The sequence below is a fragment of the Chryseobacterium sp. PTM-20240506 genome, assembly GCF_048296755.1.
GTDB classification, from domain to species: Bacteria; Bacteroidota; Bacteroidia; order Flavobacteriales; family Weeksellaceae; genus Chryseobacterium; species Chryseobacterium proteolyticum.
This window is the reverse complement of record NZ_CP182581.1, coordinates 1,887,226-1,903,008: the sequence shown is the minus strand read 5'-3', so window position 1 is coordinate 1,903,008 and position 15,783 is coordinate 1,887,226. Positions and strand designations below refer to the sequence as shown.

The window sequence follows — 15,783 nt, the reverse complement described above, 5'->3', positions numbered from 1 at the left end:
CATGGATTAAAGATTTGGAGAGACAGCCATTTTCTGTCTTACCGCTTCATATAAAATCGCACCACAGGCAACAGAAACATTTAAAGATTGGGTTTTTCCTTCGATAGGTAATTTTATTTTTTCATCGGAATGGTGTAAAACTTCCTTGGAAATTCCAGTTTCCTCGTTACCCATTACAATAGCACAAGGCTCTGTAAAGCTTACATCATAGATAAGCTTTTGTGCCTTTTCTGTTGCTGAATATACAGCAATTCCGCTTTGCTGAAGAAAGTCTACAGTATGAGCAAGATTGGCCTCTTTACAAATCTTCACATTATAAATAGCACCTGCTGAAGTTTTAATGGCATCAGAATTAATAGGGGATGCACCTTTTTCCGGAATGATCACAGCGTCAATTCCTACGCATTCTGCTGTTCTGCATATAGCACCAAAATTTCTTACATCAGTTAATCGATCCAGGATTAATAGAAAAGGAGTTTTTCCCTCTTCAAATAATTGGGGTACTATGTCTTCTACTTTATGGAACGGAACATCTGAAATAAAAGCGACAACACCCTGGTGGTTTTTTCTTGTAAAGCGGTTAAGCTTTTCAATCGGAACGTAATTGGGACGTATTTTATTTTGAGCTAAAATTGTTTTCAGTTCAGCATAAATAGGACCTTGCAATGCATTCTGCAAAAAGATTTTGTCAATAGTTTTTCCCGCTTCAATAGCTTCAATTACCGGACGCAGTCCGAAAATAAAATCGTCTTTCTTATCTGTCATTTTAATATTTTTCTCCTAAAATTGCTCTTTTTTGTGCCAAAAGGTAACCATAATGCAGGCTTTCATGCATATTATTAAAAATAATTGCATCCTGAATGCTCTTCAGATCCATTCCAAAACTTGTGGTATAAGGTGTATAATCCGAAAAGAAATCACTGTCATAATCCTTCATTAAAATCTTTGAAGTTTCAGTTAATAGAAACTCTAAATCTTCAACTTCCGACTTTTGAACGTTCAGGTTAGGCAGCGTTCCTTTTTTATATGTTTCAATCCAGTATTTATCAATCCTGAAAGGGTTGCCACTCAGATAATAATGCAAAAGCTGCTGGGTAGCAACGGTATGTGCAATATTCCAATACATATTATTGTTGAAACCGTCCGGAATCAGCAAAAGATCTTCATGAGAGGTGTTTTGCAGTATATCCAAAAGGTTTCTCCTTACCTGTCTGTGAGCCTGAAAATGATAATTCATTTTACAAAAATTTTAATCTCCAAAAATAGTTTAATAAACTGGAAATGACAATTTTTTGGTCGGAGGATTAAGATAAAAGTTATTAAATTCAGACAAGCAACCTTTTTATTAATACATGGTCATAAATTTTTTCCAACCTATAACTTGTTATTAATGTTATTATAAGACGACAAGTTCTGGCGCTTTGAAGCATTAGGTTTGTATTTATAATAAATAATTAATACTAAATATTATAGATAAGTCTTTTCGTTGTGAGATAAAAAAGATTACTTTTATGGCAATTATAAAAATCAATTAACAATTAAACACAAGGCATGAAAAAACTCTACTTCAGTGTACTTTCTATGTGCATTATTTCCGGGCTATCAGCCCAGGAAGTGGTTTGGCAAAAAGATATCAAATCTTCTACCCAGGATTTCCTGAGCCAGGTAACCACAACAATCGATCAGCAGTATTTGATAACAGGAAGTGTTATACAGGCAGGAAACCAGAAGAAAGATGCAGGCAACAATACCCAGCAAAATAATGGTTACGACTTTCATCTGGTAAAGCTGAACCAACAGGGAGACCAGGTTTGGGAAAAATATTTCTCAGGAAACAATCATGATTATTTGTCTTCTACCGTAGCTACCCAGGAAGGAGGCTTTTTAATTTCAGGAACCTCATATTCAGGAAAGGGATCAGATAAAAAAGATGATTCGAAAGGAGGATCTGATATCTGGCTCATCAGGATTAATGAATTTGGCGATGAATTGTGGCAGAAAACTTTAGGAACAAGTGCTGATGAAGAAGCCAGATCGGTTATCCAAACCACGGATTTAGGATTTGTTGTAGCCGGAAATGTTCAGAATGCATCCAAAGGTTACGGTTCAAAAGATATCCTCATTATCAGACTCGATAAAAACGGAAAAGAACTCTCACAACTTATTTTAGGGGGAAGAGGATTAGACGAAGTGGAAAAGATGATCCCCACAAGAGACGGAGGAGCACTTCTGGGAATCTATTCAAGAAGTTCAGAGTTTCGTGTTTCCGATTCCGGAAATCAAAACTCAGCTACAGGAACCTCAAATTCCATGTCCCGTTACGCAAAAACAACTGAAAACTTTGGTGAAGGAGATTACTGGATCGTAAAATTAAACAAAGAAGGAAAAGTAGAGTGGGAAAAGAACCTGGGAGGAAAAGGAGATGATCATCTAAGAACACTGGCTTTAACCTCAAACGGGTATATCATCGGAGGAGAATCCAGAAGTGAGAGATCCGGAAACAAAACAGTAGGAATAGAAGAAGGAACAGATTTATGGTTGGTTTCTTTAAATGAAAGAGGAGATGAACAGTGGCAGAAATCCTACAACTTCAAAAACAGGGATGTTTTGATGGGTATGAGTGTGATACAGAGCCAGGAATCAAGAGCCAGGAATCAAGAGGCTACTAAAGGAATTTTATTGGGTGGATATACTCAGGCAGAAGGAAAAATAGATAGAGACGATGAAACATTCTGGATGCTGTATCTGGACCATAATGGAAATGAACAGTGGAGAAAGCATGTAAGAGGAGAATCCAGAAAGAGAGAGGAAAGGTTATCAGATATTAAGCTCAACAGAGATGGTTCCATCGTTTTAGCAGGAACCAGTGCAGAAGAATTAGGGAAGGAGAACTGGAAGATTGTGAAGCTGGGAGATAAACAACTGGATCAATTAATTGAAAAACAGGATATCAAAATCTATCCGAATCCGGTATCAGAATATGCTTATGTAGAAATAGGCTTTGATTTCAGGGAAGCTGATATTACTTTGTATGATATGGGCGGAAGACAGCTTCAGAATCTAAAAACCAAGAATAAGGTTACCAAGATTAACACACAGCCGTTGATACAAGGTGCTTACCTGGTGGTGATTAAGGCAGATACAGGTAAAAAAGTTAATTATAAAATTATTAAAAAGTAACCATGAGAAAATATTTTATTATTGTATTTCTAATATTATCAAACCTTATATTAGTTTATTCACAAGTTTCACAAATAACAAATTTTTTTCCTCAGAGTCCTAATTCCACTGCTTTCGCAATAAATGGTAAGATCCCCGTAAACATGTATAAGGGGACACCGTCGCTTAGTATTCCATTATTTAGTAATTCAATAGGTGGAAAACCTTTTGAAATATCACTAAATTATAATGTTAAATCTGTAAAGCCAGAAATAATACCTACTTGGACAGGGTTAGGATGGAATCTAGAAGTTGGAGGGACTATTTCAAGAATTGTGAACGGCGGAGTGGACGAAGTTTATCAAAATAATATTCCACCTTATAACAAATTTTCTTATTTAGATAATTATTCAACCTTAGACAATCCTTCTTGGGCTAGTCAGCAGGCTTTACAAACTTATAGTCAAAACAATCTTCAATATATTGCAAGTAATGAGTGGGGAGTAGTTCCAGGTCCAGATGAATTTATTTTAAATTTTTGTGGAATTACGGGTAGCTTTTATTTAAATGAAAAAGGTCAATGGATTGGTAGAACACGAGACGGTAGAACATTTAAAATTACATATGGTTATAAATATGATTTTAAACTCAATGAGAAAGCTATATTAGGAGGAGATTATATTGCTCCCAAAACAACTACAATAAAAAGAATTTTATATGGTTTTACTATCATTTTTGATGATGGGACTGAAGCTGTATTTGGAAATGATGATAATGCTTTAGAATTTACATCAACTGATGAAAATATTGATACATTTAATCCTCAAGTATTTGTAAGTAATTGGTATTTAAAAGAAATAAAATTTACTGATAATAAAAAAATATTATTTTCATATGTCAGAGATGAAAGAGCTGTGTTTTTAAATAATAAAGGGGGATACGTATTCTACAATAAAAAAGATGCTGGTCCTTGGACAAACAATTCTTCATCAGGTGGAAACCTTAATCAGATTGGAACGAATAGGCTTCATAACACCTATTTAGATAAAATTGAGGGTGAAGATTTTATAATCCGATTTAATAAAAGTCTTTCCAATCAAAAAGAATATGGAGATTTTGATTATGCCATTGGGACTTGGGGTGGATTTTATACTCATCATATGAGCAGCTATCGTAATTTTAAACATTGGTATAAATTAGATAATATAAGCATAGAAGACAAGATGGGGCATGTAGTTAAAAGTATTCTGTTTAATTATAATAATATTCCAAGCGATCGTTTACTCTTAAATGAATTGATAATAAATGGAATAGAGAAATATAAATTTTTGTACAATGCACAAAAACTTCCTGATTATCTAAGTACTTCTACAGATGAATGGGGATACTACAATGGAAATACACTTTTATCATCTAACACATCTAATTTATCCCCTGAACAATTAAGGGATTTTCTTAAAAATAATTATCCTCAATCTAAAGCGCCGAGTTTATCATTTTCTAGAGCAAGTACTTTAGAACAGGTAATTTATCCTACTGGTGGGAGTACATATTTTACTTATGAGCTGAACACTTATTCAAAATATGGAGAAAAAGAAATAACACAAAGTCCTCTCAAAATAAGTTCAACTGCTAATGATGAATTTGCAGGGGGACTTAGAATTCAAAAAATTAAATCCTGTAATGAAAACAATAATTGTTTTCAAAAAAATTACTCATATCTTAATGACGACGGAAGATCGAGCGGTATATTACCATACAAACCTCTTTATATTATTGAAGGTAGTGAAGTATCACCTAATTTGTCTTTTTGGGAATGGTCTTCTCATTCCTATCAGAGGCTAAAAGACGAAGACAATTCTATAGGTTATAGTAAAGTGACTGAGATAGACGATAATGGTGGAAAAAAAGAAACCTATTTTACTAATTTTGATAATTCGGATTTTAATGATACTGCAGGAATAGCTTATTTTGGATGGAATAATATAGGTATGTACAAACAATTACCTTATACTTCATTCTCCCTCATGAGAGGAAAGCCTAGTAGAGAAATTTTATATTCATCTACTAAGAAAATCTCTGAAACGACATACTCTTATTTAAAGCATATTGATTATATAAAATCATATACCTTTAGTTATAAACAATTTGGTCAACAATTTAGTAATCCTCCGTTTGTCCTTTTAGATGGTATTACATATGGTTCTCTTTTAGACGCACATTATGTGAATTTTAATACCAGTTTCCTAAATCAAAAAAAAACAATTTTTGAAAATGTAGAAACAACCGAGCAAAATTTTTATAATTATATTTATAATGTTCCTACATTAACCTGGACAACACAGAGTGATGGAAATGTTTATAAGACTAATTATAAATACGCATTTGATATTAGTAATCAAGCAATGATGAATGCTTATATGGTAGGCATTCCTATTAGCATAGACAATAAGCTGAATGATAAAACAATTTCTAAAATAGAAGTATTGTATCCTCTATCACTACCCACTGTAGCAACAGGAAGTTTAATACTTCCCCTATCTAGCTTATCGTATGACATCCAAAACAATACCCCATCTACAGAAGTTACTTATAATAAATACGATTCTAAAGGAAATATCCAACAGTACACCACCAAAGACGGAATTCCGACATCTGTCGTTTGGGGATATAATAATACACAACCTATTGCCAAAGTACAAGGTGCCACTTATGCTCAATTGGTAAGTTTAGGTTTGATTACAGCGATAGTAGATGCTTCAGATCAGGATGCAGCTAATCCAGCTAATGAACCGGCACTAATTACAGCCTTGGATAATTTCAGAAAGAATTCTGGTTTGTCTGCATATCAGATTTCCACGTATACTTATGATCCTTTAATCGGAGTAACCAGTATTACTCCTCCATCAGGGATCCGGGAAGTATATATCTATGATACGGCCAATAGATTAAAGGAAATAAGACAGGATTCTAAAACAGGAAACCTGATTAAAGAATTCAAGTACAATTACAAAAACTAACACACGATGAAAAAAATAATAATTCCTATTGGAGTGCTTGTGACAGGAATGCTTCAAGCCCAGCTTTCTCCAACGGAAAACTATGTATATTCAAAGACCATTCTTGATTATGATGCCAATAATCAGCCGATTAAAACTTCAGAAACCGTTCAGTATTTTGATGGTCTTGGTAGACCTAAGCAGGTTGTGAATATAAAAGCATCTCCCCAGGGAAAAGATGTGGTTACCCCTATTGAATATGATGGCTTTGGAAGGCAGATAAAAGATTATTTACCTATTCCTCAGGGACAGACCTTAAACGGAGGTATTGTTTCAAACCCTTTAGCCAATGTCATAAATACTCCTTACGGACAGGAGAAGATCTATGCTGAAAAGACATTGGAAAATTCTCCTTTGGATAGGCTACTAGAACAAAAACAAGTAGGAACAGCGTGGAATGATAAACCTGTAAGGTTTGAATATGGAACCAACACCGCAACAGAAGTTAAAAAATACGTAACAGTAACAAGTTGGGCCAGTGGAACCACGTCTTCTGCCATCAGCCAATCAGTAAACTATGGCGCGAGTCAATTGTATAAAAATACAATCACAGATGAAGATGGCAATAAGACCATAGAGTTTAAGAATGGAAAAGGTCAGACTATTCTGGTTAGAAAAGTTATTAGCCCTACTGAAAATGCAGATACTTATTATGTTTATAACGAATTTGATCAGTTAGCCTTTATCATTCCTCCTAAAGCGGCTGTGGTTGCTGACGTTAATACGGTGCTGGGAAGTTTGTGTTATATTTACCGGTATGATGGAAGAAACAGGCTTATTCTTAAGAAACTTCCGGGTAAGGATTATGAGTTTATGGTGTATGATAAGCAGGATCGGCTGATCATGACCCAGGATGCTGTAATGGGAGCTAATAAACAGTGGCTTTTTACCAAGTATGATCAGTTTGGAAGAGTTGCTTATACAGGAATCTACACCTCCACAGAAACCTCCGGAACAATAGGGAGGGCTGCTGAGCAAGTAAAGGCCGATGCTGTGGGAAGTAACAACGTAACAAGAACTACTTCCGTAGGATTTATTGTGGGAGGCCGGGGAGCTTATTACACGAATAATGCTTCAAGTTATCCTAATACCATTACCACTCTTTTAAGTATCAACTATTATGATACCTATCCTGTATACAGCTTTAATCCAACCTTTCCAACCAATATTTTAGGGACACCTGTCATAACAGATAGTTCCACATCAAATCCAGTGAGTACCAAAAGTCTTCCTGTGATGAGTGTGGTTAAAAATATAGAAGATGATAACTGGACCAGTAATTATACCTATTATGATAGCAAAGGAAGAGTGGTAGGAACTCACTCCGTTAATCACCTGGGAGGATACACTAAAACAGAAACTGAACTGGACTTTGCCGGCACAGTTAAACAGCTTATAACAAGGCATAAAAGATTAGCCGCAGATACTGAAAAGGTTATTGTCGAGAATTTCACTTATGACCCGCAAAATAGGTTATTAACCCACACCCATCAGGTTAATGGTGGTGTTATTGAATATCTGGCTCAAAACAAATACAATGAAATTTCCCAGTTAGAATCTAAAAAAGTAGGAGGAGTAAGTACTACAACTCCATTGCAGCAAGTGGATTATAAATACAACATTAGAGGTTGGATGACTAAAATTAACGATCCTTCAAATCTCAATGGAAAACTTTTTGGGTACGAGGTTAGGTATAATAATCCAGTTAATACGTTATTTGCTATTTCAAGATACAATGGGAATATTGCAGAAGTAGACTGGAAAACTTCTGTAGATAGCGTATTAAGAAGATATTCTTATTCCTATGATACTTTAAACAGACTTAATTACGGACATTATTCTGAACCTAATAGTACAGTACCACAGGAAAATCATTTCGGGGAATCTTCGGAATATGATTTAAATGGAAATATTACAAGATTATACAGAAATACAAAAAATACAACCAATGGCCTTGCCATGCAGATAGATAATCTTACGTATTCATACACTGGAAACAGATTATCAAAAGTCGCAGAAGCTTCTCAGAATTCATCAGGATATCCTTATTTTGCAACTCCAAATGAAATTACTTATGATAATAATGGAAATATGACAAGTCATAAGGATAAAGGTATTCAAAATATAACCTATAACTTTCTAAATTTACCCACTAATATAAAAATAGATAAAGGATCAGGAATATTTACCAGTACAAGTACATATTTGTATAGGGCAGATGGAAGTAAATTAAGAAAACAGTACAATTATCAACAAAAAAATCCAACTGGTGGTTTTGATGTTTCCGAATCTTCAATAGAATACTTCGATGGATTTCAATATTCTATGGAATCTATTCCGGGAGTAAACTGTCCAAAGTGTCCAAAGCCAACATTAGATTTGAAGTTTGTTCCTACTGCTGAAGGTTATTATGATTTTACAAATAATTCTTATATTTACAATTATACAGATCACTTAGGAAATGTTAGATTGGGCTATAAGAAAGGGATATCAGGAATAGAGATTATTGAAGAAAATAATTATTATCCGTTTGGATTGAAACATGAAGGATATAATGGCTTAGCCGGAAATCCAGCGTATCAATATAAGTACAACGGTAAAGAGTTACAGACTGAAACAGGAATGTATGACTATGGAGCAAGGATGTATATGCCTGATTTAGGTAGATGGGGTGTAGTAGATCCGCTGGCGGAAACTTCAAGAAGATGGTCAACATATGTTTATGCTTACAATAACCCGATTAGATTTATTGATCCGGATGGTATGCAAAATAAGGATATTACATTTGGTAAAAATATTTCAGAAGAAACAAGAAATAAAATTGTAAGTGATCTAGAACAACAAACAGGATTAAAATTATCAGTTAGTGAGGACGGAAAGCTAAGTTATAAAGAGTCTGCTGATGCAGAAGGAAGTAAAACAGCTCGTGATATGTTAAAAGGAGCTATTGATAATCATAGGACAGATTACCAAATTAATTCAGATAATACGAGAGGTTCCTCAATACAAGAAATACAGGGAAGAGGTGAAACTATTGATGGAAAAGCAGGATATACACAAGTTTTCGACCTGAACATCAATACAAATCAAGTTGATAATTTTATTAGTGGTGCAAGTTCAGCTTTAAATCCCTTAACAATGGGATATGGAATGACAACTTTACATGAAGTAAGTCATATGTATAATGGTCTTGAGGATCAAAATGTAATTTATGGTTTGCCTGGGGCAAATGAAAAAGTTATAAATACTATTAGGACAGAATTAGATGCAACAAAAATTTTTAAACTACCATTTGGTCAAAGAAAATCTTATAGTCCTGCAAGTATTCTTCTAAATAGTAAGAAATATAATTTTAGTCCCTTTGAATCCGGAATTATGGACGGAGATTTTAAAAAGATTGATCGTAAGAAAAATTTATACATATTAACTCCAAGAAATTAAGAAAATGAAATATATAATTGTATTATTAACATTGTGTTTTAATATTTTGTTGGGGCAATGTAATTGTGATCAATATAAGAAGGGGTATGAATTTATAAAACAAGACTTTAAAGATAAGGGAGTCGAAAAGTCTTATAATGAAATACTCCTTGCTAAAGCTTATGGAATAACGGTCTACAGTAGATTATATCCTATTAATACAACTCAAGATTATAGAAAGTGGTTAAACATTGATAAAAGTAGTGACAAAGTTCTAAAGAAAGATAAATGTTTGTCGAAAATAAGTAAACTATACTGGCAAAAATCTTGGCAATCATCGGATTATTATAAAAATCCAGAAGCTTTCAAACAAGAAAAATTCAAAGGTCCCTCTCATATTGCAGTGTTCACAAAATCAATAAATGATTCTTTAAGAATAGACGTTATTTCTAACTCACCTAATGGATTAAAATATTGTGGAAGTGTTCATAAATACCTTCTTGTTTTTGATAAAGAAAATAATATTAAAGATTCTAAAACCTGGGTGGATCATTATGAGTGTTTTTAATACTAATTAATATTAAAATATCAATATAAAATACTTTATTTTTTTATTATCTGCTTAATTGATTTAAAAATTAGACTGAGATAGATTTTCTAGATATTCTGTTAAATCCCGAAAATATTTAACAAACTTTAACTCAAAAATGGCATTCATTATGTTGATTAATGCAAGTATTTATTAGAAATTTACCAACTATTTTAAATTAAGCTATGTCAGATACATACCAGGCAGAAGATATTCGCCAGCTCACGGAGAAAGTAAAGGAAAAGAATTATTTGTTTACGCTTCTGAGACAGGAAATCAATAAAGTTATTATTGGACAGGGATATATGATAGACCGGCTTTTGGTGGGTCTTTTAGGAAATGGGCATGTCTTGTTGGAAGGTGTTCCTGGATTGGCTAAAACTTTAGCGATAAAAACTTTGGCTGATGCCGTTCACGGTGATTTTTCAAGGATTCAGTTTACTCCGGATCTGCTTCCTGCGGATGTGGTAGGAACCATGATTTTTAATATCAAAGACAATGACTTTTCTATAAAAAAAGGTCCGGTATTCGCCAACTTTGTGCTTGCGGATGAGATCAATCGAGCTCCGGCCAAGGTGCAGTCAGCTCTTTTGGAGGTAATGCAGGAGAAGCAGGTGACGATAGGAGATGAAACGATGAAGCTTCCGAAGCCGTTTTTGGTATTGGCTACCCAGAACCCTATTGACCAGGAGGGAACTTATTTATTACCTGAAGCACAGAGCGACCGTTTTATGCTGAAATGTAAAATTGATTATCCTGAATTTGAAGATGAAAGAAAGGTGATGAGAATGGTTTCCACCTCTCATCAACCATCTGTTCAGCCTGTCATTTCACTGCAGGATATTGTAGATGCTAAAGAACTGATCAACCAGATTTATCTGGATGAAAAAATCGAAAAATATATTCTTGATATGGTTTTTGCCACCCGTTATCCTGAAAATTACGGTCTTGCGGATCTTAAAAACTATATTAGCTTCGGAGCCTCTCCAAGGGCTTCCATTAACTTAGCAATTGCTTCCAGAGCATATGCTTTTCTTAAAGGAAGGGCTTTTGTGATTCCTGAAGATGTAAAAGAATTGGCCAAAGATGTTTTAAGACATAGAATTGGTTTAACATTCGAAGCAGAAGCAGAAGAGATATCATCGGAAGAAATTGTTCACAGGATCTTAGCAAAAATCCAGGCACCTTAATATTTATGAATGATGTTGTGATTAGAAAAGCTGTCCTTGAAGATTGTGTTCCTATGTTGGAGCTGATCAGGGAACTTGCCGAATATGAAAAGGCTTTGCATGAAGTTACGGTAACTCTGGAAGAATTTATTGATGCCGGATTTGGAGATGCACCTGTTTGGGGAGCTTTTGTAGCAGAGGTAAATGCTGAAATTGTCGGAATATCCTTATACTATAACAGATATTCAACATGGAAGGGAAGAAGGTTGTATCTGGAAGATCTTGTGGTTACAGAAAGGATGAGAGGTAAACAGATCGGTAAAAAATTATTTGATGCAACCGTGGAATTTGGAAAATCCAATAATTACAGTGGAATGATGTTTCAGGTATTGTATTGGAATGAGCCTGCAATTAATTTCTATAAAAAATACCATCCTAAATTTGATAATGAGTGGCTGAATGTCTCGATTGATTTCAAAGACGGAAGCTGGAATAAGGAACAGGAAGTTGAAAATTAAATGCTTGAAATTTTACATTTTCTTCCAGGCCATGAACGTTAAATTTTCTAGTATTGTATGCAGATAAAAGATATTGTAAAAAAAGTAAAACAAATAGAGATCCGTACCCGAAAGAAGACGGAAGCTACTTTGATGGGACAATATCACAGTGCTTTTAAAGGGCAGGGGATGACCTTTTCAGAAGTCCGGCCTTATCAGTTTGGAGATGAGATCAGAAGAATTGACTGGAATAAAACAGCCCGTTTCCGTGAGCCTTTTGTAAAAGTGATGGAAGAGGAGCGGGAACTTACTATGATGATTTTGGTCGATATTTCAGCTTCCATGGATTATGGGACAAAAACCCAGTTAAAGAGAGAATATGTGGCGGAAATCGCTGCCAGTCTGGGTTTCTCAGCGGCTGGAAATAATGATAAAGTTGGCCTAATCCTGTTTGCTGATAAAGTATACAAAGTCATTCCGCCGCAAAAAGGAAGAAAGCATATCCTTTCTATTATCAGTAATATTTTAACCGCAGATTATGTTCCTGCTGTTTCGAAAATAGATAAAGCTCTGGAATATATGATGGGCATTTTCAAGAGGAAATCCTTAGTGTTTCTTTTTTCTGATTTTGAAGATGCTTATGATTCTAAAATGCTTAGGGTGACCTCTAAAAAACACCAGTTGTTAGGAATGAGGATTTATGATGAAAAAGATAACGAGATTCCGGATGTAGGCTATGCATTATTTTATGATTCTGAAACAGGGAAGCAGGTTTGGGCCAATACTTCAAATGCAAGATGGAGATATACTTTTGCTGAAGCCCAGAAACAGAAAGTAAGGGCCATAGAAGAGGATTTTGCCAATAGTTCTGCCAGTTTTATGAATGTAGCTGCAGGTGAGGATTATTCAAAACTATTGTATAATTATTTTCAGAAGAAATAATTGAATTAAAGGGGCTTACAGCCAAAATTGAATTGAAATTGAAAAAAATACTTTTTATATTATGTTCTCTCATCTGTGTTAATGCTTTTTCACAGATACTTTCTTCGCACCTCGAAAAACAGACACTGGCTTTGGGAGAGGTTAATCACTTTGTGATCAAAATTGATAATCTCAATAATCAGCCGGTGGGTGCAGCTCCTAAAAATGAGCTCCTGCCTTTTCATTTTGAAGAGGTGAAGGACAGCATCGGAACGAATGCAAATACTTATGAAAGAAAGATAGAATTTGCGGTTTTTGAAGAGGGAAAATTTACTATTCCGGTATTGGAATTTAAAGTGGGAGATAAAATCCTAAAGACCATTCCCTATGAAATAGATGTTATTAATACGGCTCAAAAAGGAGATCAGATTAATGATATCATGAAGAATAAGGAAGTAAAACTGGAAACCAGGGATTACTGGGAGCTCTATAAATGGTATATACTGGCTGCTTTGGCATTAATTGCATTGATTATTGCGATTATTATGTACCTTAAATGGGGCAGGAAGTCAAAAAGTGAGCCGGTTGTAGCAACAAACCAAACGTTGAAAGAGCTGGATTCACTTAAAAAGAAAAAATATATAGAAGAAGGCAATTACCGTTCTTTTTATGTAGAACTTATTGATATTTCCAGGAAGTTTATTACCAAACAATATCATTTACCAGCTGATGTATTACTTACGGATGATCTGGTGAATCTTATGAAACAGAATAATACCATATCTCTGGAAAATGAAAAGATAGTGGAAGAGGTATTTTTCAGAGGAGATCTGGTGAAATTTGCTAAAACATTCCCCGATCAGAAGACCATGGAAAGGGATCTTGCAGATATCAGAGAATTTGTAAAAAGATCTTCCAAAGATCTTGAATTTGAAAACTTAAGAAAGGATGTTTAATTTCGAGTTTTATAGTCCGTGGTTTTTGCTGCTTTTCCTGTTGTTTATTCCCCTTTTATTCAGGGATGTGAGCAAACAGAAGAAAAAAGGTATAAAAGTACCTACTGTAAAAAATATGGATAACAGCGGTGGTATTCTTGCTGTGCTTTTTTTACTTAAGATTTCAAAATATATCATACTTTCGGCACTTATTATTGCGATGGCAAGGCCAAGGACCTTTACGATTTCACAGGATAGAGATGATACAAAGGGAATTGATATTATGATGTCCGTAGATGTGTCTTTAAGTATGCTTGCTAAAGATTTGACTCCCGACCGTCTAACGGCACTTAAAGATATTGCTGTAAAATTTGTTGAAAAAAGGCCTAATGACAGATTAGGGCTGGTTACCTATTCGGGAGAGGCATTTACTAAGGTTCCTGTAACTTCTGATCATCAGGTGGTCATCGATGAATTGAAAAATCTCAATCCATTGGAGCTTCAACCCGGAACTGCTATCGGTGAAGGGCTTTCCGTAGCGGTGAATCACTTAAAAAACAGTAAGGCAAAGAGTAAGATTATTATTCTTATGACAGATGGTGTGAATACGATCGAAAATGCTATGCCTACACAAGTTGGTGCTGAACTGGCTAAGAATAATAACATCAAAGTCTATTGTATAGGAATTGGAACGAATGGATATGCACTGATGCCTACCCAAACCGATATTTTCGGAGATCTTGTATTTACCGAAACTGAGGTGAAGATAGATGAACCTGTTTTAAGGGAAATTGCTCAGACTACGGGAGGAAAATATTTCAGGGCTACATCAAACAGCAGTCTTGAAGAAGTGTATGATGAAATCAACCAATTGGAAAAATCTGATGTAAAGGTTTCCAAGCTGTATAATTACCAGGAGTATTTTAAAATATTTCTTTGGATCGCTTTGGGAATGCTTGTTATGGATGCATTGTTAAGATGGATGTTTTATAAATTTTTGAGCTGATGGATTGGTATTTAGGAAATTATTGGTTTTTGTTGTTGCTGTTGCTTTTGCCGCTGCTCGGATTTTTATTGGTTCGCTATCTTAAATGGAAGAATAAAAGGAAAATCATCTTTGCAGATCATAAGTTTCATGAGGAGCTTTTCGAAAAAAAATCAGGCTTTACAAAGATTTTCCCGACGCTGTATCTATTAGGAACATTATTTTTAATCTTTGCGATCATCGATTTATTAAATGGTTCTGAGGAAATCAAGACCAATCAGAAATTGAATAATGTCATTTTTGTTTTGGATGTTTCCAATTCGATGAATGCGGAAGACATTAATCCTAACCGCTTGACTGAAGCAAAGAACCTCATGATCAATACCATGCAAAAAATGAGAAGCGATAAAGTGGGGATTGTAATTTTTGCAGGCGAAGCTACTTCCATTATGCCTCTAACCACAGATTATACTTCTGCTGAAACCTATATTAACGCTATTGAAACGAGTTCTATGCAAATCCAGGGAACGGATTTCCTGAAAGCCATGCAGGCAGCCGTGAATAAGTTTAAAAATGTAAGTAAGGGAGCCCGTAAGATTGTTTTACTAAGTGACGGTGAAGACAACGAAGGAAATGATAACGCTGCGATAAAGCTTGCCAATAAGGAAGGGATTATGGTAACATCCGTGGGGATCGGATCCGACGAAGGCGCTCCTGTTCCGGAATATGTTTTCGGACAATTGATGGGATATAAATCCGACAGGACCGGAGAAACTGTTATTTCAAAAAGACAGACCGGCGCTTTGAAAAAAATGGCTGAATCTACCGGTGGATCATATATTGACGGAAATAACGTTAATGAAGCTCCGGACAGGATTATTGATGCGCTGAATAAAAAAATGTCATCATCAGAAACCCTTGTGAAATCGCAAAACGCCAATCACTACTATCAGTACTTTTTAGGGGTATCTATATTGTTTTTTTTCTTAATTTACATTTTTAATCCAAAGAGAGATTTTAATGTTTAATTTTCTCCATTTTTTCCAGTA

General features: G+C 34.8%; 12 protein-coding genes. 10 read left to right on the top strand and 2 right to left on the bottom strand.

Annotated elements, in window-relative coordinates:
• Positions 1–6: 6 nt before the first annotated feature.
• Positions 7–765, bottom strand: coding sequence for a 23S rRNA (guanosine(2251)-2'-O)-methyltransferase RlmB (gene rlmB, locus ACNFU2_RS08350; RefSeq protein ID WP_172279559.1), 759 nt, complete (start codon positions 763–765; stop codon positions 7–9).
• A 1-nt stretch (position 766) separates the two neighbouring features.
• Entirely contained in the window at positions 767–1,237 is a 471-nt protein-coding gene (locus ACNFU2_RS08345) for a DinB family protein (RefSeq protein ID WP_172279557.1), read from the bottom strand.
• 314 nt (positions 1,238–1,551) lie between these two features.
• Between ACNFU2_RS08345 and ACNFU2_RS08340 the strand changes: the two genes are divergently transcribed.
• From ACNFU2_RS08340 to ACNFU2_RS08295, 10 genes are all read left to right on the top strand, one after another.
• Complete coding sequence (locus ACNFU2_RS08340; protein WP_418124630.1) at positions 1,552–3,180, top strand: T9SS type A sorting domain-containing protein; 1,629 nt, start codon at positions 1,552–1,554, stop codon at positions 3,178–3,180.
• Between the two features lie 2 nt (positions 3,181–3,182).
• Positions 3,183–6,179: a hypothetical protein gene (locus ACNFU2_RS08335; RefSeq protein ID WP_273648657.1), complete on the top strand. Its 2,997-nt coding sequence runs from the start codon at positions 3,183–3,185 to the stop codon at positions 6,177–6,179.
• A gap of 6 nt (positions 6,180–6,185) precedes the next feature.
• Positions 6,186–9,659 carry a DUF6443 domain-containing protein gene (locus ACNFU2_RS08330; protein WP_273648655.1) on the top strand — a complete coding sequence of 1,158 codons (3,474 nt, stop codon included), beginning with the start codon at positions 6,186–6,188 and terminating at the stop codon, positions 9,657–9,659.
• Between the two features lie 4 nt (positions 9,660–9,663).
• Positions 9,664–10,206 (top strand): hypothetical protein, encoded by a 543-nt coding sequence (locus ACNFU2_RS08325; protein ID WP_273648653.1) that lies wholly within the window; start codon positions 9,664–9,666, stop codon positions 10,204–10,206.
• A gap of 206 nt (positions 10,207–10,412) precedes the next feature.
• Positions 10,413–11,417 carry an AAA family ATPase gene (locus ACNFU2_RS08320; protein WP_306613789.1) on the top strand — a complete coding sequence of 335 codons (1,005 nt, stop codon included), beginning with the start codon at positions 10,413–10,415 and terminating at the stop codon, positions 11,415–11,417.
• 5 nt (positions 11,418–11,422) lie between these two features.
• Positions 11,423–11,914, top strand: a complete 492-nt coding sequence (locus ACNFU2_RS08315) for a GNAT family N-acetyltransferase (RefSeq protein WP_273648650.1) — start codon at positions 11,423–11,425, stop codon at positions 11,912–11,914.
• Between the two features lie 57 nt (positions 11,915–11,971).
• Positions 11,972–12,835 (top strand): DUF58 domain-containing protein, encoded by an 864-nt coding sequence (locus ACNFU2_RS08310; RefSeq protein WP_273648649.1) that lies wholly within the window; start codon positions 11,972–11,974, stop codon positions 12,833–12,835.
• 38 nt (positions 12,836–12,873) lie between these two features.
• A complete protein-coding gene (locus tag ACNFU2_RS08305) occupies positions 12,874–13,770 on the top strand; it encodes a hypothetical protein (protein WP_373428024.1) in 897 nt (298 codons plus the stop codon).
• A complete protein-coding gene (locus ACNFU2_RS08300) occupies positions 13,763–14,755 on the top strand; it encodes a VWA domain-containing protein (RefSeq protein WP_273648648.1) in 993 nt (330 codons plus the stop codon). The genes ACNFU2_RS08305 and ACNFU2_RS08300 overlap by 8 nt, the downstream gene beginning before the upstream one ends.
• On the top strand, positions 14,755–15,762 hold the full coding sequence (locus ACNFU2_RS08295) for a vWA domain-containing protein (protein ID WP_172279541.1): 1,008 nt from the start codon (positions 14,755–14,757) through the stop codon (positions 15,760–15,762). The genes ACNFU2_RS08300 and ACNFU2_RS08295 overlap by 1 nt, the downstream gene beginning before the upstream one ends.
• The last annotated feature ends 21 nt before the right edge of the window (positions 15,763–15,783 follow it).